We start from the raw sequence: 19,012 nt of genomic DNA on the forward strand, positions 1-19,012 counted from the left end.
ACAGGGCGCGGAGGCGGCGGTATATAAGTACTTTGCGGGGCCTGTACTCAGGTTGGCTACTTGTTTTGATGACGCTGCACCGTCACAGGGCCGGACACATGGGCCGGATTTGGGCCTGGTCGTTTTGACTGCGGCTCCCTTCTGGCATGCTGGTCCCATGGCTAGCCGCGCGGGTACAGTTGCCCAACCCCAGGACCTTGTTGACATCACTGCGCTTCTTGACGCGTATTACGACATCTCGCCTGATCTGGGTGATCCCGGCCAGCGCGTGGTTTTTGGCACTTCCGGGCACCGCGGTTCGAGCCTCAAAGCGTCGTTCAACGAGAAGCACATTCTCGCCATCACCCAGGCGATTGTGGAATACCGGGCGGCGCAGGGCGTCACGGGTCCGTTGTTCCTGGCCAAGGACACCCACGCCCTGAGCGAGCCGGCACAGAACTCGGCCCTTGAGGTGCTCGCCGCCAACGGTGTGCAGGTCCTCATCGACGCCCGCCACGGCTACACCCCCACCCCCGCCCTGAGCCACGCCATCCTCACCTACAACCGGAACGCCGGTGCCGGCGCACCCCAGGCTGACGGCATCGTGGTCACGCCGAGCCACAACCCGCCGGCTGACGGCGGTTTCAAGTACAACCCTCCCCACGGCGGCCCCGCCGATTCGGACGCCACCGGCTGGATCGCCAACCGCGCGAACGAACTGCTCGAAAACGGCCTCCGCGGCGTCAAGCGCGTGGCGGTGGCCGATGCACTGGCCGCCGACACCACCGGCAAGTTCGACTTCCTCAGCAGTTATGTGGACGACCTCCCCTCGGTCCTGGACCTGGACGCCATCCGCGGAGCCGGCGTCCGGATCGGCGCCGACCCCATGGGTGGGGCATCCGTGGACTACTGGGGCGAGATCGCCGAGCGCCACCAGCTGAACCTCACCGTGGTGAACCCCACCGTGGACCCGCAATGGGCCTTTATGACCCTGGACTGGGACGAGAAGATCCGGATGGACTGCTCTTCGCCGGCCGCCATGGCCTCGCTGATCAAGCGCATGTCCGACGGCGGTGCAGGCGCGGGTGCCTCGTTTGACGTTGCCACCGGCAACGATGCAGACGCGGACCGGCACGGCATCGTCACCCCCGACGGCGGGCTGATGAACCCGAACCACTACCTCGCCGTCGCCATCGACTACCTTTACCGCAACCGCAGCGGCTGGAACCCGGGGTCCGTGGTGGGCAAGACCCTGGTGTCCTCCTCCATCATCGACCGCGTCGCAGAGAGCCTGGGACGCAAGCTCGTGGAGGTCCCGGTGGGCTTCAAGTGGTTTGTGCCCGGCCTGCTCTCCGGCGAGGGCGCGTTCGGTGGCGAGGAATCCGCCGGTGCATCCTTCAACAAAAAGGACGGCAGCGTCTGGACCACGGACAAGGACGGCATCCTGCTGGCCCTGCTCGCCTCGGAAATCACGGCGGTCACCGGCAAGTCCCCGTCGCAGCTCTACAAGGGCCTGACTGACCAGTTCGGCGCCCCCGTGTACGCCCGTATCGACGCCGCCGCCACGCGCGAGCAGAAGTCTGCACTCGGCAAACTGTCGCCGTCGGATGTTACTGCCACGGAACTGGCAGGCGAGGCCATCACCGCCAAGCTCACGGAAGCACCCGGCAACGGCGCCTCCATCGGCGGTCTGAAGGTGGTTACGGAGAACGCCTGGTTCGCCGCCCGCCCGTCCGGCACCGAGGATGTCTACAAGATCTACGCTGAGTCCTTCAAGGGCGAGGACCACCTCAAGCAGGTCCAGGCCGAAGCCAAGGCCCTGGTGGACAGCGTCATCGCCTAGGGTTCTTCGCCCCGGCTGTTTCCCCCCGGCCCCAGAGCCGGAGGACGCGCCGGACGGTACGGTCACCGTCCGGCGCCATGTCCACCAGCGCGATCCGGTCGAGAACGACGACGTCGCCCGGGTATAGCCGTTTGTCACCGTGATGTGACACGTGGGGCCGGTATCCGGACAGGGTGTGGGCGGGGGTGAGGACTTTGCCGCCCAGACTGCCGACCACCGCGACCAACTGCTCGTGAAGGGTTTGCAGGTCCGGTTGCGGTTCAATCAGGCTGACGGGAACGGAGCCGTTCCGGCCGAACCCGGCATCGCCGCCTACGGTGAGCCTGGCGCCCAGTGCTGCCCCGGCCGGCGCTTCCGCAAGTACTGCAAGGCGGTCCGCAGGGTTGGCACCATCTGTAGCGCCGACGTCGAACCTCACCAGCGTGATGTGCAGCGGCCAGTCGGAGCGCAGGAACACCAGCCCCTCCGCCACGGGCTCAACAAAGGCAACCAGGATGAGGTTCCGCACGGGCATAGCCCCAGTGTCCCACTGCTTCAGTGCCCTTAATCGAAGGATGCCCCATCACTTTTGGTTGTGATCCCAGGTGGATAGGGACCGAAAGTGATAGGGCATCCTTGTTTCGACAGGCTCAACCACCGGAGCTTAGACGGTGCGGACGACCTCGTCGTAGGAGAACTTCGGCTTGGCTTCGCCCCAGGCGTCCTCGGCGGGCTGGCCGATGTTGACCACCAGGAAGCTCTTCTGGTCGCCGGCCGGGAAGAATGCCGCGTCGATGGCGGCGAAATCGGCACCGGTCATGGGCCCGGCAGCGAAGCCGAGCGACCGGACGGCAAGGATGAAGTAGCCGGCCTGCAGGTGGGCGTTGTTGTTGCCCGTGGCGGCGGCCAGTTCGGGGTTGGCGTCGTACATGGCCTTGGGGGCGTTGTAGCCGGGGAGGAAGTTGTCCCACTGCCCTGCCCAGTCGGTGTCGTAGCTCAGGATGGCAACGAGCGGGGCGGATGCGGTCTTGGCCTTGTTCCCGTTGGCGAGTGCATCTACGAGGGTGGCGCGGGCTTCGGCGGAGCGGACGTAGGTCACGCGCAGCGGCTGCGAGTTGAAGGCAGTGGGGCCATACTTGGTCAGCTCGTAGATGGCCTGCGCCTGCTCGTCGGTCACCTCTCCAGTGAAGGAGTTGGCGGTGCGGGCCTGGGCGAAAATGGCATCGACGGCGGCCGAATCGATAACCGCTTCTTCGTGGGCAATAGTCATTGGCGTACCTTTCGCTGAACCGCCCCGCGTGCCGGGGTGGCCTGTTCGCTTTCCATACTTGCAACTTCAACTACCCGTGTCCTCTTCCCGTGACGGCGCGTGACGTTAGCCACAGCAGCATCCGGCAGCAGCCTGGCCGGCAGCGGCGGAAAGCTTGGCGGTATTCTGGAGCCAGTTGTTCTTCGCCCCTGCGGCAACCCCCTTGAAAGGCATCCGCCCATGAGCATGCTCGGAATCAAATGGAAGCTGCACGGCACCGGCAAGTCCATCAAGCCTGGCCATGTGGTAGCCCCCGATGAACGGCTTGCCTGGCCGCTGACCATCGGCGTGGGCATGCAGCACGTGGTGGCCATGTTCGGCGCCACCTTCCTGGTGCCCATCATCACCGGCATGCCGCCGGCCACCACCCTGTTCTTCTCCGGCATCGGCACATTGCTGTTCCTGGTGATCACCAAGGGCCGGGTGCCCAGCTACCTGGGCTCAAGCTTTGCGTTCATTGCCCCCATCATGGCCTCGCAGCAGCAGTTCGGTGTCCCCGGAGCCCTCGGCGGCGTGGTGCTGGCCGGCGCCGTGCTTGCCCTGGTGGGCGCGATCGTGCAGAAGTTCGGCGCAGGCTGGATCAACCGGCTCATGCCGCCCATCGTCACCGGCGCGATCGTGGCGCTGATCGGCCTCAACCTCGCCCCCGCGGCCAAAAACAATTTCGACGCCGCCCCGGTCACCGCCGTGATCACGCTGGCCACCATCATCCTGGTCAGCGTCCTGTTCCGCGGGATACTGGGCCGCCTCGGCATCCTGGTGGGCGTGGTGGTGGGCTACCTCGTGGCCATGCTCCGCGGCGAAGTCAGCTACGACAAGATGGACGCCGCCGCATGGGTGGGACTGCCCCAGTTCCAGGCCCCCGAATTCCACCTCGGCATCCTGGGCCTGTTCGTTCCCGTGGTGCTGGTGCTCGTGGCCGAGAACATCGGCCATGTGAAATCCGTGGCTGCCATGACAGGCCAGAACCTCGACGGCGTCTCCGGCCGCGCCCTGATGGCCGACGGCGCCGCCACCGTCCTGGCCGGCTTCGGCGGCGGATCCGGCACCACCACCTACGCGGAAAACATCGGCGTTATGGCCGCCACCAAGGTCTATTCGACGGCGGCCTACTGGGTGGCGGGCATCTTCGCCATCCTGCTCAGCTTCTCCCCCAAATTCGGCGAACTGATCGCTACCGTCCCGCCGGGTGTGCTGGGCGGCGCGGCCACCATGCTCTACGGCATGATCGGCATCCTGGGCGTGAAGATCTGGGTGCAGAACAAAGTGAACTTCTCCAACCCCGTGAACCTCACAACCGCCGCCGTCGCCCTGATCATCGGCATCGCGGACTACACCTGGACCATCGGCGAGCTCAAGTTCACAGGGATCGCCTTGGGCTCCGCCGCGGCGCTGGTGATCTACCACGGCATGAAGGCCATCGCCAAGGCCCGTGGAACGGTGGCGGAACCCGAAACCGAGCAGCCCGGGTTGCCTCCTGCCACCAAGGCGGCTATCAACGCTGCGGCGAAGAAGCGGGCACCCAAGAAGCGCTAGCGCTTGCTAGGCGGCGTCATGTGAGTCAGCTCCACTGCTGCCGATGCCAAAGACCGGGCCAGGCAGAGGCCGCTTAGGTGCCAGGGACTCCCCGGGACGGGGACGCAGCCTTCGCAAGACCCACGGGAACAAGTATTGCCTCGCCCAGATCAGGTCTTCGGCCCTGGCCTGGGTCCACCGATGGGACGGCACCGGCCGTGGTTGCAGGGGCTTGAGCGAATGCGGCACCGCGAGCGCGTCGAGGGCGGCAACGGCAACAACGTGATGACCCAGCGGCGAAAGGTGGAGCCGGTCCCTGTCCCACATCCGGGCGTCGTGGAGCGCCGGAAGGCACCACAGGTCCACCATCACCGCATGATGGCGGATGCCGATCGTGTGGAAGTGCTCGTTGTAGATAGCCAACCTCCCCCGGGCCTGCCCCAGTACCGGCGTACCGCCCCAGTCCGGAGCCGCGAACAACATCACCGTGGCCCCGGTTTCCGCCAGCACGCCTACCGCCTGGTCCATCTTCTCGGCCAGTTTGTCCGGGTCACCCCGCCGGAACACGATGTCATTGCCGCCGCCGGACATTGCTATCAGGTCCGGCTTCAGCGCCATGGCAGCCTCGAGCTGCGTGTCGATGATCTCCTGCAGCACCATCCCCCGCACCGCGAGGTTGGCGTAGGCGAAGTCACGCTGCCCGATGGCGAGTTCCTCCGCCGCCCGGTCAGCCCAGCCGCGGTAGCCGCCGATGCTGCGCGGTTCCGGGTCACCGATTCCTTCCGTGTAGGAGTCACCGAGGGCGACGAAGCGGTGCCAGGGGTGCCGCTGGCCGGGGGTATTTCCGCTCCAGGTTTCCTGCTGGTCGATGGTCATGCCCGCCGTCCTTTCGCCGTTGTGGAAGGGGCCTCATTCCGGGCAGCTCCTGCATCGGGCGGTTGGCCCAACTCGGCCGGAGCCAACAGGCGGAAGTCCTCAACGTCGTCGGCCATGTCCCGCCGCGGTCCCGAAGCGTCCCTAACGGGCCCTGGCACCACAACATTCAAGGCCGCACCATGAAGGTCCAGTTCGTGGTGCGAAGCCTCGCGCTGCAGGAAGCGCAGGGCGCCCTCCCGGCTGAGACCGTACTCGTCCATCAGGCTTCGCACCGCCAGGTCAACCAGCACCAGTGAGCTCTGTGCGACGGCGATTCCCGCCGCGGCCTCCGCGCGCTCTGCCACCCGGACCACCACGCGCAGGGCGCGCGCAACCTGCCGCGCATAGCTTTGTACGCGGAGAAGATCGTCGCTGGCAAAGGTGTGGGGCGAGGAGGCGTAAAGGCTAATGGCGGCGCTGGTCATGCCCTCGGAGACGATGGGCATTGACAAAAGAGACTGCACGCCGTGCCCGGCCGCGGCATTTGCGTACCCGGGCCACCGCCGGTCCCGGCCGAGATCGGACAACAGCACGAACTCGCCGCTCCGCAGGGCCTCGATGACGGGTCCGTCGGCGAAGGAACACTGTTCCAGGTCTGCCTCGCGTGCCTGCTCGCTGCTCGCTGCAAGGGTGCGTGCCTTCCCCAGGCGGAAAAGGGTGGCGGCCCAGCCGATGCCGCGCGATTCACCCTTGATGTCCCCCATAAACTCCTGGGTGACTTCCTGGAGGTAGGTTTCAACGTCCTTGCTGTCGAAAACCGGCTCCGGCGGAAGTGGGAGCGATCCCCAGCCAATCTGCCCCGCGGGTTCAGCAGCCATGTTGCACGCCTTGCTTGTAGCGCTGCGGCCCACTGCAAAACCTCGTGCTTACAGAATACGTCGATCTCCCCATTTGGCGGGAGGGGGCAGCCCAGTTCCTCGCTAGTCGACGGCGGTTTAGTCGACGGCGGGGCTGTTGCCTGCGTATGCTGCCACAGTTTCGCCCAGGACGACGTCGTAGGCTTCCACCTTTCGGTCCGTCACCGTAGTGGGGGACTCAAGGTGGACAGCCCCCGAGGGCAGAATACCGGCGGCACCATACCTCTCCATGACCTGCCACTGGGCAACCACGTCCTCCCCTGCATGATCCACAGGCAGGCTCGGCCAGAAACTGAAACCGCCGGCTTCGCGAAGTGCATCACGTTGGTAGAGCACGCACCCGCCGAGCCAGGCCACCCGGTACGGCAGCCACTCCCCCGGCCCCAGAGAAAGATCCGCACTGAGGTGGCTGAGGTTTGCGGCACTGTGCAGCGGCCAGCGCTCAAAGCCGGGGGTGCCGGGACGAACGCGTTCCGGCGTAACAGGTCCGTCCCAGACTTCAAACCCCGCCGTTTGCTCCGGCCGCCTGTCATCAAGGTAGGACAGGCCCTGCGGCGCCATGCCCACAAAGCCGCAGTCCAGCTCCTCAAGTGCCCGGTTCATCCGCTCCAAGGCACCTGGTTCCAGCCACACATCGTCGTCAAGGAAGAGGCACTTCGCCGCGTTTGACTGGTCGAGCAGGAACTGGCGGTGCTCAGCGAGCCCCCTCCGCGGCAAGTGCCGCAGCAGCGTGACGGGCCGGCCCTGGGCTTCGAGAACCCGAACCATGGCAGCGGCCGCAGGATGCTCCCAGGCGGGCGCACCGCTGGACTGGTCGCTGACCACTACGCGGAAGGATGGATTGGCCTGCCCGGCCAGGCCGGACAGTGTTACTGCCAGCTCGGCAGGGCGGTTGCACGTGGGTACCAGCACGTCCACGTCCACCCGTTCCGGCCCCTCACCGCGGCGTGCCCACTGTTCTGATGATCTCCTGCTCACAGCCCACCTCCTGGCGCCTGCATCGGCATAGTTAGTGAATGGGTTCCGTCGTGTTCTGTACCCACATCACCGGGATGTATGCGGGCACGGCAAAGGCCCCCGCCCGCTGCCGGACGGGGCAGCAGGCGGAGGCCTTCAGCGGTAGGCGCGGCGCACTCAAGCAGCCGCGACGGCCCGGTCAGCCGGCGTCGAAGCTTTCCCCGCCGTCGTCGTTCGGTGATTTCTCCCGGGGCAAATCATTGCCGGTTCCGTCCGGGATGCCCGCTGCTTCCTGCCCGGACTCAGAGGACACGGGAGCGGACCCCTTTGAGTCGTCGTTGTTCTCGTCGATTTCAGCCGCACTGGAGGGAAGGTCCACGTCGCGGGGCACGGGATCACTGCCGGCGCCGGTCTGCGGCTCGTTGGTGTCCACGCTTCCTGCCCCGCCGTTACCGGTGGTGGCCGAGCCGTTGGCAGCGCCCTGGGTTCCGCCCAGTTCCTGCTCTGCGGTGGGAGTGCCGTATCCGCCCGGATCGGTCTCCGGCTGCGCCTGCTGGTTTTCCTGCGTCATTATTCCTCCTGCTGTGCGTTGGATGGATGGTGGCCTGGACCTTGAATGAAAAACGGGCTGCTCAGAGCCCCTTTCCGCCGGTTACCGGCAGCACGGCCCCGGAAATATAGGATCCGTCTTCCGAGGCCAGCAGGACATAGGCGGCGGCGAGCTCGGCGGGCTGGCCGGCCCGTTCCAGCGGTGTGTCCTGCCCGAACTTCGGAAGCTTGTCCGGCCACTCGGTGGCCGGGATCAGCGGGGTCCAGATGGGTCCTGGAGCCACAGCGTTGACCCGGATTCCCTTGGGCCCGAGTTCCTGCGCCAATGCCTTGGTGAAGGCCACCTGCGCAGCCTTGGTCATGGCGTAGTCGATCAGGCCGGGTGACGGGTTGAAGGCCTGGATCGAGGCCGTGGTGATGATCGAGGCGCCCGGTTTGAGATGAGGTACGGCGGCCCTGGCCGTCCACAGCAGCGAGTAGAGGTTGGTTTTAAAGACCCGGTCGAATTCCTCCGTGGGCAGCGATTCAAGGCTTTCGCGGTTCTTCTGGTAGGCGGCGTTCAGCACCACTACGTCCAGGCGGCCGAACTCTGCCGCCGTTTCGTCCGCGATCCGGGTACTGAATTCCTCCTCGCGTCCGTCGCCGGCAAAAAGCAGGACCCGCCGGCCCGCCTTCCGGATCCAGTCCGCTGTGTCCTGGGCGTCCTCCTCCTCTTCAGGGAGGTAGGAGATGGCCACATCGGCCCCTTCGCGGGCGAACGCGATGGCCGCCGCCTTGCCGATGCCCGAATCTCCGCCGGTGATAAGGGCTGCCTTGCCCTGCAGCTTCCCGTGCCCCTCATAGCTGAGTTCCCCGTGGTCCGGTTTGGGATCCATGGGCGCCGTCAGGCCGGGCTGCTTCTGCTCCTGCTCCGGAAAAGGGCCTGCGTGGTAGCCGCCCCGGGGATCCTTCGGCTGGTCCGTCTGTTTGTCCGTCCCGCTCATAGTCCGCCTCCTCACTGTGTCGGTTTCAACTGTGTCGTTTTCCACTGTGTCGGTTTCAACTGTTGGTTCCGAAGGGCGTGTGCACCGGCCCTTCGAAGCTATCCCGGCCGGAGGAGTAAAGTCCACCGCTCCAGGCGAATAATCAGTAAACTTATCAAATGGCAGGCGCGGCGCAACATTGCCCCCGCTTGTGGGTAGGCAGGGAGTAGAAGGATACCCAGGCACTGGTGGGGGCTGGAGGGAGAGGCAATGTCCGACGTGGAGGACTACACAGGCCGGACCGGCCGCAACGAAACCCGCGAGGAGCAGATGGACCGCAACTGGGCGGAGCTGCTGCAGGAGTTGCGGGTGCTGCAGACCGGCGTGCAGATCCTTGCGGGATTCCTGCTGACCCTGCCGTTCCAGTCGCGCTTTGAAGAGCTTGACGACTTCCAGGTGACCCTTTACCTGGTCAACGTGGTCATCGCTGCCCTGACCACAGCGTTCATCCTCCTGCCGGTCAGCGTGCACCGGAGGCTGTTCCGGAAGCGGCTGAAGGAGACCCTGGTGTCCAGCGCCGACTTCATCACGAAGATTGCGCTTGCCGGGATAGGCCTCCTGAGCGCCGGAACCGCCGCACTGGTGTTCGACGTGACGGCCGGCCGGTCAGCCGGCCTCACCGCCGGAGGCGTACTCCTTGCCGTCCTGGTGGTCCTTCTGGTCTATGTCCCGCTGCACCTGAACAGGCGCGCCATGGCAGGACGCTAGCCTGCCCGCATAAAGCAGGTCGCAATCCCCTTGTTTTGACCCTTTGACCGTAACCCCTGAACCCGACAGGAGAACTTCATGCGAACACTCTTTAGGACTGCCCTGATGGTACTGCTGCTCATTGCCACACCGGCGCTTTCGGCCGGAGCCACCCAGGCGGCCCCAACCCCGTTCGGACACCACATCACGGCATCCCCCGGAGGGGCGTGGGCGCAGTCGGCCGCGTCTCCCACACCATCCCCCGGGGATACCGCCTCCACCGGCCCTGCCAATCCGGGCACCGGCGAATCCGCGCAAAACGAGTCCACCCGGCTCGATTACACCCCGTGGGTCATCGGCGCGGTGGTCCTGGTGGTCCTGATCCTGATCCTGATCTGGCGCCGCCGCCGCAACACCACCATCGTTTAGACGCGCGCCTTTAGCCAGCCGCTGCCGGCCTAGGCGCCCTCAAGTACCTGGCTTGTTGCCCAGGCCAGGTACTTCGCGGCGTTGGCCACGGCGTCTTCGGGACTGGAAGCCACGTCCAGCAACTGCGCGGCGGCAACCACACCATGCCCGGCGAGGTCTTCCGGGGTCACCAGGATCCGGCCGGCCACCACGATCACCGGGATGCCCCGTTCCCGCGCGGCGTCCGCGAGCGCAATCGGAGCCTTTCCGGTCAGCGACTGGCCGTCCATGGACCCTTCCCCGGTAATCACCAGATCTGCCGAGGCAAGCTGTTCCGCCAGGCCGGTCAGTCCAGCCACCAGCGCGAAGCCGCCTTCTAGTGCGGCGTCAGTGAAGGCAAGGAACGACGCCGGGAAGCCGCCGGCCGCGCCCGCGCCCTCAACGTTGACGTCCCGGCCTGTCGCCTCACGCAGGAGGGATGCCCAGTTGCGCAGCCCGGCGTCGAGCAGTTCCACGGCTTCCTCGTCGGCGCCCTTCTGCGGGGAAAAGACATGGGCAGCTCCCAGCGTTCCGTACAGCGGGTTCCGCACGTCGACGGCGATGCGGAAGGTGGCGGCGGCCAGCCGGGGGTCGAGGGCAGTGGCGTCCAGCGCCACAACGTCCGCGAGCGAGCCGCCACCGAGCGGCACAACGTTCCCGGCTGCGTCCAGCGGCTTCAGGCCCAGGGCGCGCAGGGCGCCGCTGCCGCCGTCGGTCATTGCGGATCCGCCGAGCCCGAGGACGATTTCCGTAGCCCCCGCGTCCAGGGCCGCCGCGATCAGCTGGCCGCAGCCGTAGCTGTGGGCGCGCAGTGCATTGGCGGGGGTCGGCTCCATCTCAGCAAGGCCGGAGGCCTGGGCGGTTTCAATCACAGCGGTGACCTTGCCGCCGCCGGCCTTCCTGATGGCCCAGGCCGCGCCCACCGGGGCAAGGATGGGGCCTACCACGGCGTTGATCCGCTCTTCGTAGCCGGCTGCCACCGCGGCCTCGAGGGTACCCTCGCCGCCGTCGGCAATGGGGAACTGCGTGGCGACGGCGTCCGGGTAGACGCGCAGGGCGCCCTCGGCGATGGCGGCGGCCGCTTCAGCAGCCGTAAGGGAACCCTTGAACTTGTCCGGAGCAATAAGAATGCGCATAGGCTCCATCATGCCAGCAGCCGGTGGGAAAGCGCTTGCCACGCACGTAATGCGGACGTCGCGTGGCCTGGAGAGTCCCGGCTGGGAAACACAACAGCGTCAAAGCTATTACCTGAAGTTCGCTCAACGGCGTTCAGCCGAGGGCCGCTACCCCTGCCGCCATTCGTGGCTGGTGATGTGGGACCCGCCCTGCGGGCCCATCTGCAGCATGCCGCCGTCCACAGCCCAGGAGGCGCCGGTGACGTAACTCGAGGCGGGGGAAGCCAGGAACGCGATCACCGCGGCGATTTCCCTGGCGTCGCCCGGCCGGCCCAGCGGAACACCTGGCCTGTCCTTGGTGGTGGGATCTTCGTTCTCCTGCCCTGTCATGGGGGTGGCTATTTCGCCAGGGGCCACACTGTTGGCGGTAATGCCATGCTCCGCAAGTTCCAGCGCCAGGGTCTTCATCAGCCCGCCCAGGCCGTGCTTGGAGGCGTCGTAGGCGGAGGATCCCACCCGCGGCTGGAATTCATGGACGCTGGTGACTGCCACCAGGCGCCCTCCCCTGCCGGCGTCGACCATGCGCCGGGCTGCGGCCTGCAGGCAGACGAACGCGCCGTTGAGGTTGGTGTCGAGTGTCTGCATCCATGTTTCGACATCCAGGTCCAGGAATTTTGTCCCGTCCCCGGTCCCCGCGTTGTTCACAAAGACGTCCACGCCGCCCAGTTCTTCCGCGAGTTCGTCGATGACGGCACCGGCGCCCTGGAGATCAGTGGTGTCCAGCTGCCGCACCACCGCCTTGCGGCCCAGGCCGCGGACTTCTTCGGCCGTTGCCTCGGCGCCGGCCTTGTCGGAATGCCAGGTGACGCCGATGTCCATCCCTGCTTGGGCCAAGGCAACGGCAGTGGCCTTGCCGATTCCGGAGTCTGATGCGGTGACGATGGCGGTGGTGGGGTTGAACCCTGTGGTGTCCTGCATGGTGGCTCCTCTTGGCAATCAGGTTGGCAATCAGGCGGGGCGGCTTTGGTGATCAGGCTGGGCGGCGCAGTTCCGGCGGCGAGGGGTACCCGCCGTCGTCCGTTTCCGGGATGCTGTCCGGGACTGCCATGAGCGGTACAGCAAAGGTCACCACCGGCCGGGGGTGGGCCTCATCGGCGGACCTGACCGTCAGGCTCCGGGTTCCGGGCGGCACCGAAGGGGTGAAGACCTGCAGGTTCCGCGAGCCGATGTTCGCGGACCTGCGCAGCGAGTACTCCGTGCCGAAGTGGTCCTGGAGGATGATGACAGGTTCCGGTTCGTTGTCGGAGGCCAGCTGGATGTTGACCACCAGGCCGGTGGACCAGATTTCCACTGACAGCACGGTGAAAGCGGTGGAATCCGTGACATGCCGGCCGTAGGTTGGTGGCAGCAGCATCCCGCGGAGGGAGCCTGTTGGGATAAGTTCGCGCATTGTTGTTCCTGTAGGTTATGCGCCTGCCGACGACGGGACCGCGCCGGAGGTTTTCCGGTGCAGGTCTTGTGGGGTACGGCAGGACGGATGCGGCTTAGGCGTCTTCCCGGCCGGGATTTTCCAGCCGGAAGAAATTTGATTGTTGGCCGTCGCTGCGCTGTTCCTGGTAAATGAAATTCAGCCCCCGGGAGTCGAAGGTTTCAAACCATTCCTCCCAGCTGATGTGGCGAAGCTTGTCGTTTTCGCCGCCGAAGTCGATCCGCAGCACACCGAGATGGTCGCCGTGCTCAGTGCCTTCCACAGTGGCCGGGACGCCGTCGCGATCCTCCGCCCACTGCCTGATGACTTCGTGATGCGTGGTGACCAGGCTGCGGCCCTCGCGCTCCGGCTCGTCCTCCGGTGAGGTGACCTCCTGCGAGTACTTCAGGGATTTTGATGACTCCGGGCCAGTGCGGACCTTTCCGCCATCCGGCCCTGCTCCCAGATCTTCTTCGTCCCGGTCCGCGTCGGCTTCGCGCGTCTTGTTGCCTTTATCCTGTGCCATGATGGCCATCCTTTCCCCTGGAGGTAACTAGTAAGTCTACTTACTATGGAGCCTCCCGACCAGCCTCCATGTCAAGGGCAGGGCTGGTGGCCGCTGCGCCTCCCTGCGGCCGGAAACGCTGGCGGCGCGGGCGCAGCACGGCGTAGTAACCGGGAATCCGGCTCTGGGCGGGCACGCCGGTCACCGGATTCGTCTCAATGGCAACATCGCCGTCCTCGAGGAGCTCCCAGGACTCCCCGGGCAGGATGCGGGAGCGCTCATCAGGGCCAAAATGGCCTGGCATCGGCAGTTCGCGGATGGCCCGTTCGAGGGGTGCCGGGATGTCTTTGGCTGTTGCGCCCAGATGCGAGACATAGTCAAGGGGGTTGCCCTGGAAGTTGGTTTCGGCAAGGAAGACCGTGCCGCCGTTGCCTGCCAGGACCCGAAGGTTCTTCACCAGCGCTGCCTGGTCGGCAGGGCCCAGCACGTGGAGCACACCTCGGATGAACACGTTGGCGCCGCGTTCGCCGGCGAGCCCGCGGGCGGCGTCGGGCGCTGTCATGTCCCGGGCTTCGTACCGGATGCGCCCGGCCAGGCCTGCTTGCGCTTCCGACTCGGCGCGTGCTCGCGCCACCGCATGGGCGGACACGTCCACACCGACCACCTCGCGGAAGGTACCGGCCAATGCGCGGGTGAAACTGCCGTGTCCGCAGCCCACATCAACCAGGGGAAGTTCCGCATCCAAGTGGCGCAGCAGCACGTCCCGGTAACCGAGGAACTCGTGGTCCCGGCCCGAATCCCACAAAACCTCGCCGCCCGGTCCGGTGGCGCTGATGCCTGCCCAGTATTTGTCCCACGCCAGGCGCCGGTCCTTGGGCGCAGAACGGGACAGCCGGGCAAGCTTGGGGATCATCAGGTACTTCTGCCAGGAGGAGCGCACCGATTTTGCTGGGGAGAACACAGCCCAAATATATGTCGCGCATCCGTCAACCCAGCAGTTTTCAGGCCTGGCCGCGGTGCGTCGGCTGTCCGCAAAGGGCCACGTTCCGTCACGCTGGGGCGATGTGCAGCTTCCAAGGGAGCATCCGGGGCGCGCCGCCCTACAATGTAGTCAACTGGGAGCGAAGGGGGCATTGTGGCGGCTGATTTGCCGTGGGACCCGTCTGTGCCACGCACCGCTTATGTAGCGGACCCCGACGACGGGCGTCTGGCTCTGAATGCGCGCGCACTGCGAGAAGCTGGTTACGAGGTCCGCACCGCGTGTGATGCCGACGGCCTCGCCCGTTTGCTGGCAGCAGGCGAACCTTCCGTCATTGTGGTGGACACGTCCTTATCCGCGGTCGAAGCAGAGGCGCCAGTCCTGGTGATGGTGGATCTGGACAGCCCGGCCGAACTGGCGGCCATGAAGCCTCCCGGCGTCCACGACTGCATCGCCAAACCCCCGCCGCCCAAGGAACTGGTCCACCGGGCCACGTCCCTGATCAGCCAGGTGGCCCGGCGCAGGATCGCCCGGCAGGAGGCTGAGGCCCTGCGTGAACAGCTCCGGCAGGTGTCCGCCGCCGTGCGCGGAACAAACGATCCGCAGGAGATCGCCGGCCATGTGGTCGCTGGCTTCGGGCGAACGTTCAAGGCAGACCACGTCCGGCTGACTACTTTCGAGGACGAGCGGGTTCCCCCCATCACCGCCGCATGGACCAGGCCGGGCCTTGAACCGCTGGCTGACACCGCGCTGCCGGACGAGGACTCCGCCCGGCAGACGGCCGACATGCTGTGGGCTGGGGCCGAAACGCTGAGCTCCTCTGAGGGGTCCGAAGAGGACGGGCAAACAGGCGAGCCCGGAGGCACCCCGCGCCTTGGCCCTGCCGCCTCGCTGCTGGCGGTGCCGATGGGTGAAGGCAGCTCCTCGCTGGGCATCATCTGGATCGCGATGCTGGACGAGCCGCGGCAATGGTCCCGGGCGGAGCTGGGCCTGATCCAGCACGTGGCCGGCAATGCAGCACACGGCCTGATCCAGAGCCACCTCATCAGCAGCCAGCAGCAGGTGGTCAAGCAGCTTCGGCAGCTGGACAAGGCAAAAACCGACTTCCTCGCCACGGTGAACCACGAGCTGAGGACCCCGCTGACGTCCATCATGGCCTACCTGGACATGATTCAGGAAAGCACCGAGCAGCCCGTATCGCCCGAAGTCCACCAGATGCTGGACATCGTGGTCCGCAACACCGAGCGGCTCCGGATGCTGATCGAGGACATGCTCAGCGTGTCCCGCAACGGCCTCGAAGACAATCTGATGCATCTCACCCCGGTGCGCCTGGGCCAGACGCTGGACCTGGTGGCAGGGGCGCTGCGGCCCCTGGCCCAGCTGCAGAACGTCACTATTGCGGTGGATCCTGCACCGGAGGACCCCGAGATCCTGGCTGACGAGGTGCAGCTGCAGCAGGTATTCACCAATCTGGTGTCCAACGCCATCAAATTCACGCCAAGCGGCGGCCGGATTGAGGTGGGAAGCGAGTCGCACGCGGCGGCAGACGGCACCCGCTGGGCAACCGTCAGCGTGGCCGACACCGGCATCGGCATCTCCAGCGAGGAAATCGACCACGTTTTCACCAGGTTCTACCGGGCGTCCAATGCCATGTCCGGAGCCATTCCCGGAACCGGGCTGGGGCTGGCCATTACCAAGGACATTGTGGCGCGCCACGGCGGCCGCATTGACGTGGCCTCCACCCTGGGCTCCGGCACCACCGTCACAGTGAGCCTTCCGCTGGATACTGACCGCAACCGGGCCAACTGAGCGCGGGAGGAGGAACCGATGTTCGCCGACAACGACCCCCGGCTTTCGCAACTGCTTGAAGGCATTGTGCGGCTGGCATCGGGAGACCTCAATTCACGGATAAACGTTTCTGACGCCCGCGACGAACTTGATGCCATCATTATGGGCACCAACCTCCTGGCCGAGGATCTGCAGATCATCTACGAGGAACTCGAACAGCGGGTGCAGGTGCGCACCCAACTCCTGCACGAAGCCCACCTGGAAATGCAGAAAATGGCCATGCAGGACCCCCTGACCGGCCTGGCCAACCGCTCTGCGCTCATCGACGCCTTGAGGGCCGCCATCGAGGACAGCGCGGATGAGGGGCCCGTGATCCTGCTGATGGACCTGGACGCCTTTAAGTCCATCAACGACAGCCTCGGCCACACCGCCGGCGACCAGGTACTGGTCACGGTGGGTGAACGTGTCCGCGCCGCGGTGCGGGACACGGACGTCGTCGCCCGGCTGGGCGGGGACGAGTTCGCGATCGTGATGCCGGCGGTCTCCGCGGACCAGGCCGCCATCGTTGGGCACCGCATTCTGGCGTCGCTGAATGACCCGATCGAGCTGCCGGGGCGGAGCGTGCGCTGCGGGGCCAGCATCGGGCTGAGCGTTGGCGGCGCCGGCCAGACGCCCGAGGACATGCTGATGGAGGCCGACGTCGCCATGTACGCCTCCAAGGCTGAGGGGCAGAACAGGCTGCACCGGTTTGAACCCGGGCTGCTGCTGGTCCGCAGGCTCCGCAGCCAACTGGTGGAGGACCTCCGCACCGCTATCAGGACCGACGGATTGACCCTGCACTACCAGCCGGTAGTGGAGCTGGGCTCCGGCCGGATCGAAGGCGTGGAGGCGCTGGTCCGGTGGAACCACCCCACCCGCGGGCTCATTATGCCCGACGAATTCATTCCGCTGGCCGAGGAAGCCGGGCTGATCTCCGAACTTGGGCTGTGGGTGCTGCGGGCCTCGGTGCGCCAGCTGCGGGAATGGATCGCCGGACAGTTCGTGGACCAGCGCTTCTCCGTGCGGATCAACATTTCCGCCACGGACCTGCAAAGCCTCCAGTTCATCGAGGATGTGCGGAACGTCCTGAAGGAAACCGGCGTCCGGCCCGAACAGGTGGTCCTGGAACTGACTGAAGTAGCGATCGTCAAGGGCAATGAACTGGACCGTTACTCGCTGGGCGGGCTGCGCGGCCTTGGCGTCGGGATCGAAATCGATGACTTCGGAACGGGCTATTCGTCCATCAGCTATCTGCGCCGCTTGCCGGTGGACCGGGTCAAGGTGGACCGCTCGCTGATCGACGGCCTTGGCACCGATCCAGGCCAGCCGGCACTCGTGGCGGCTGTCCTGCAACTCATCCGGGCCTGCGGCCTGGAGGCTGTCTGGGAAGGGGTCGAAACCGCGGAACAGGCGGAGATCCTCCGCGGCCTGGGCTGCCTCAGCGCCCAGGGCTATTACTTCAGCAGGCCCGTTCCACCGGAGCAGGTTCCCGATCTGTTGGCAGCCCAGCCGGAAGGCGCTAATCAGTAAGGCGAAATGTACTGCGCTTTTGTCCGCCCCGATATACGATCATCGTGCTGGGTCTAATTTTCGTCACCGTGATTTTGCGGCTTGCCAGCATTATTGGACTTTAGAAGCGGTTATAAATTGAACATCAAAGGGCCATTGGGTCATTACTTCGTCAACTGGGGGCGTAGCTAATGTCGGTTCGAGTACAGGCGTGGGGAATCATCGCCGCCGTTTTAGGGGATCCGGATCCATCCGGGGCCGCTGTCCGGCAACGCCTCAGCAAGAGCCTCGATGAAAATCCTGGCGTGCCCGAAAGGGCCTTGCTGGAGTATCTCCTGGAAACCCGCCGCAGCGACGCCAACACCGTTGAAACGCTGGACAGTGTCCGGAAAATGCGCTTGGAACCCAGCATTATTCCGCCACAGCTTGCGGAACGGATTGACGCAATCCGCAGCATGTCCCGCATCAGCGCATTGCTTGAAAGCCAAATGCTGATGACGGCGTTCCAGCCCATTTATGGGCTGGCCGACGAAACCGTAGTGGGTGTCGAGGCGTTGTCGCGCTTTGTCAGCGACGACGGCGCGGCCGCGGAATTGTGGTTCGCCGAGGCAGCAGCCGTAGGCCTGGGCGCGAACCTGGAGTTTTCCGCCCTCGGATCAGCCGCTGCCGCAGCCCGCGATCTTCCGCAGAACCTTTATGTGTCCTTGAACATTTCGCCCACGTCCTGCCTGGACCCGCGGCTGCCGGAATTGTTCGAACACATCGACCTTCCCATCAGCCGGGTGGTGCTTGAACTGACCGAATCCGTCAGTGATGAGGAGTACCCGCAGTTCATTGCCGCCATTAACCCGCTGCGCGACCAAGGCCTGCGCATCGCGGTTGATGACACCCACCCGGGGGCCGGTGCCCTGAGCCGGATGGTGCACCTGCGTCCGGATTTCCTGAAGGTTGGCCGGAACATCATTGGCGATGTGGACAACGACGGTATCCAGCGCGCCCTTGCCGGCTGCCTGGTGGACTTCGCTGAGCAGATCGGCACCACCCTGATCGCGGAGGGCATTGAGACAGTCGGCGAACTCAAGGTCCTGACGGAGCTGGGCATCAGCGCAGGCCAGGGCTACCTCCTGGGCCGGCCCTCGGTGCGGCCGCAGGACTGGGCGAGCTGGAACACCCGCCTGGACATGGACGGCCTGAAGAGCCAGCTTGTGGGCCCGGAACAGTCCGGGCCCGTTTCGCCGCCCAACGACGTGCACTGATAAACGACCTGCACCGATAAACGACGTGCACTGACTCAGGCCGGCCCGGCATGGGCCGGCCTGCTTACTCTTCGTGGCCCTGGTCGCCGCTCATCTGGTCCTCGGCCGGCGGCGTCTCGCCGGGAGGGACTCCCCCGCCGGGCTCCAGCCCTGTGACATTGCCCTCCGCGGGGTCCGGATTCGGTGAGCCTGCAGAGTCCCTGCTTCCCTGCTGACCGGCGCCTGGGTGATGCTTGCCCGGCTGGTCAGGATTGGCGGGGTCGTTTTCCGGATGGTAACTGCTCACAGTATGGT

At 65.8% G+C, this 19,012-nt stretch carries 20 protein-coding genes; 7 read left to right on the forward strand and 13 right to left on the reverse strand.

The window, feature by feature from the left end:
• The first annotated feature begins 157 nt into the window (after window positions 1-157).
• Window positions 158-1,822 carry a phosphoglucomutase (alpha-D-glucose-1,6-bisphosphate-dependent) gene (pgm, locus tag QF038_RS19350; RefSeq protein WP_307612371.1) on the forward strand — a complete coding sequence of 555 codons (1,665 nt, stop codon included), beginning with the start codon at window positions 158-160 and terminating at the stop codon, window positions 1,820-1,822.
• Here pgm and QF038_RS19355 read toward each other — a convergent pair.
• Window positions 1,812-2,336, reverse strand: coding sequence for a 2'-5' RNA ligase family protein (locus tag QF038_RS19355; RefSeq protein WP_307612374.1), 525 nt, complete (start codon window positions 2,334-2,336; stop codon window positions 1,812-1,814). The genes pgm and QF038_RS19355 overlap by 11 nt on opposite strands.
• A gap of 129 nt (window positions 2,337-2,465) precedes the next feature.
• On the reverse strand, window positions 2,466-3,071 hold the full coding sequence (locus QF038_RS19360; protein WP_091420281.1) for a malonic semialdehyde reductase: 606 nt from the start codon (window positions 3,069-3,071) through the stop codon (window positions 2,466-2,468).
• Window positions 3,072-3,290: 219 nt separating this feature from the next.
• Here QF038_RS19360 and QF038_RS19365 point away from each other — a divergent pair, with 219 nt between their 5' ends.
• Window positions 3,291-4,646, forward strand: a complete 1,356-nt coding sequence (locus tag QF038_RS19365) for a uracil-xanthine permease family protein (RefSeq protein WP_307612377.1) — start codon at window positions 3,291-3,293, stop codon at window positions 4,644-4,646.
• Between the two features lie 6 nt (window positions 4,647-4,652).
• Here QF038_RS19365 and QF038_RS19370 read toward each other — a convergent pair whose 3' ends face one another.
• From QF038_RS19370 to QF038_RS19390, 5 genes are all read right to left on the reverse strand, one after another.
• Entirely contained in the window at window positions 4,653-5,501 is an 849-nt protein-coding gene (locus tag QF038_RS19370) for an SGNH/GDSL hydrolase family protein (RefSeq protein WP_307612379.1), read from the reverse strand.
• Window positions 5,498-6,358, reverse strand: coding sequence for a GAF domain-containing protein (locus QF038_RS19375; RefSeq protein ID WP_307612381.1), 861 nt, complete (start codon window positions 6,356-6,358; stop codon window positions 5,498-5,500). Before QF038_RS19375 ends, QF038_RS19370 begins: the two co-directional genes overlap by 4 nt.
• 117 nt (window positions 6,359-6,475) lie before the next feature.
• Window positions 6,476-7,375 carry a glycosyltransferase family A protein gene (locus QF038_RS19380; RefSeq protein WP_307612383.1) on the reverse strand — a complete coding sequence of 300 codons (900 nt, stop codon included), beginning with the start codon at window positions 7,373-7,375 and terminating at the stop codon, window positions 6,476-6,478.
• Window positions 7,376-7,553: 178 nt separating this feature from the next.
• Window positions 7,554-7,925, reverse strand: a complete 372-nt coding sequence (locus tag QF038_RS19385) for a hypothetical protein (protein ID WP_307612385.1) — start codon at window positions 7,923-7,925, stop codon at window positions 7,554-7,556.
• Between the two features lie 61 nt (window positions 7,926-7,986).
• Complete coding sequence (locus QF038_RS19390) at window positions 7,987-8,886, reverse strand: SDR family oxidoreductase (RefSeq protein ID WP_307612387.1); 900 nt, start codon at window positions 8,884-8,886, stop codon at window positions 7,987-7,989.
• Between the two features lie 249 nt (window positions 8,887-9,135).
• On the opposite strand from QF038_RS19390, the gene QF038_RS19395 reads away from it, so the two are divergent.
• Window positions 9,136-9,633 (forward strand): DUF6328 family protein, encoded by a 498-nt coding sequence (locus QF038_RS19395; protein ID WP_307612389.1) that lies wholly within the window; start codon window positions 9,136-9,138, stop codon window positions 9,631-9,633.
• Between the two features lie 78 nt (window positions 9,634-9,711).
• Window positions 9,712-10,041, forward strand: coding sequence for a LuxR family transcriptional regulator (locus tag QF038_RS19400; RefSeq protein ID WP_307612391.1), 330 nt, complete (start codon window positions 9,712-9,714; stop codon window positions 10,039-10,041).
• Between the two features lie 29 nt (window positions 10,042-10,070).
• Here QF038_RS19400 and QF038_RS19405 read toward each other — a convergent pair whose 3' ends face one another.
• The 5 genes from QF038_RS19405 to QF038_RS19425 all read right to left on the reverse strand — a co-directional run bounded on the left by QF038_RS19405 (window position 10,071) and on the right by QF038_RS19425 (window position 14,060).
• Window positions 10,071-11,195 (reverse strand): glycerate kinase, encoded by a 1,125-nt coding sequence (locus tag QF038_RS19405; protein ID WP_307612393.1) that lies wholly within the window; start codon window positions 11,193-11,195, stop codon window positions 10,071-10,073.
• Between the two features lie 147 nt (window positions 11,196-11,342).
• Complete coding sequence (locus QF038_RS19410) at window positions 11,343-12,152, reverse strand: SDR family oxidoreductase (protein WP_307612395.1); 810 nt, start codon at window positions 12,150-12,152, stop codon at window positions 11,343-11,345.
• Window positions 12,153-12,204: 52 nt separating this feature from the next.
• Entirely contained in the window at window positions 12,205-12,624 is a 420-nt protein-coding gene (locus QF038_RS19415) for a hypothetical protein (RefSeq protein ID WP_307612398.1), read from the reverse strand.
• Window positions 12,625-12,718: 94 nt separating this feature from the next.
• On the reverse strand, window positions 12,719-13,168 hold the full coding sequence (locus tag QF038_RS19420) for a hypothetical protein (RefSeq protein WP_307612400.1): 450 nt from the start codon (window positions 13,166-13,168) through the stop codon (window positions 12,719-12,721).
• A 43-nt stretch (window positions 13,169-13,211) separates the two neighbouring features.
• Window positions 13,212-14,060 (reverse strand): class I SAM-dependent methyltransferase, encoded by an 849-nt coding sequence (locus QF038_RS19425; RefSeq protein WP_307613535.1) that lies wholly within the window; start codon window positions 14,058-14,060, stop codon window positions 13,212-13,214.
• A 252-nt stretch (window positions 14,061-14,312) separates the two neighbouring features.
• On the opposite strand from QF038_RS19425, the gene QF038_RS19430 reads away from it, so the two are divergent.
• From QF038_RS19430 to QF038_RS19440, 3 genes are all read left to right on the forward strand, one after another.
• The gene (locus QF038_RS19430) at window positions 14,313-15,935 is read left to right on the forward strand and encodes an ATP-binding protein (protein ID WP_307612402.1); all 1,623 of its coding nucleotides are present in this window, start codon (window positions 14,313-14,315) and stop codon (window positions 15,933-15,935) included.
• Window positions 15,936-15,953: 18 nt separating this feature from the next.
• Window positions 15,954-17,483: a bifunctional diguanylate cyclase/phosphodiesterase gene (locus QF038_RS19435; RefSeq protein WP_307612404.1), complete on the forward strand. Its 1,530-nt coding sequence runs from the start codon at window positions 15,954-15,956 to the stop codon at window positions 17,481-17,483.
• A gap of 170 nt (window positions 17,484-17,653) precedes the next feature.
• The gene (locus QF038_RS19440) at window positions 17,654-18,718 is read left to right on the forward strand and encodes an EAL domain-containing protein (protein WP_307612406.1); all 1,065 of its coding nucleotides are present in this window, start codon (window positions 17,654-17,656) and stop codon (window positions 18,716-18,718) included.
• 64 nt (window positions 18,719-18,782) lie between these two features.
• On the opposite strand, the gene QF038_RS19445 is transcribed toward QF038_RS19440, so the two are convergent.
• Window positions 18,783-19,004, reverse strand: a complete 222-nt coding sequence (locus tag QF038_RS19445; RefSeq protein ID WP_307612407.1) for a DUF6480 family protein — start codon at window positions 19,002-19,004, stop codon at window positions 18,783-18,785.
• Between the last annotated feature and the right edge of the window lie 8 nt (window positions 19,005-19,012).

Source organism: Pseudarthrobacter sp. W1I19, assembly GCF_030817835.1.
Classification (GTDB): domain Bacteria; phylum Actinomycetota; class Actinomycetes; order Actinomycetales; family Micrococcaceae; genus Arthrobacter.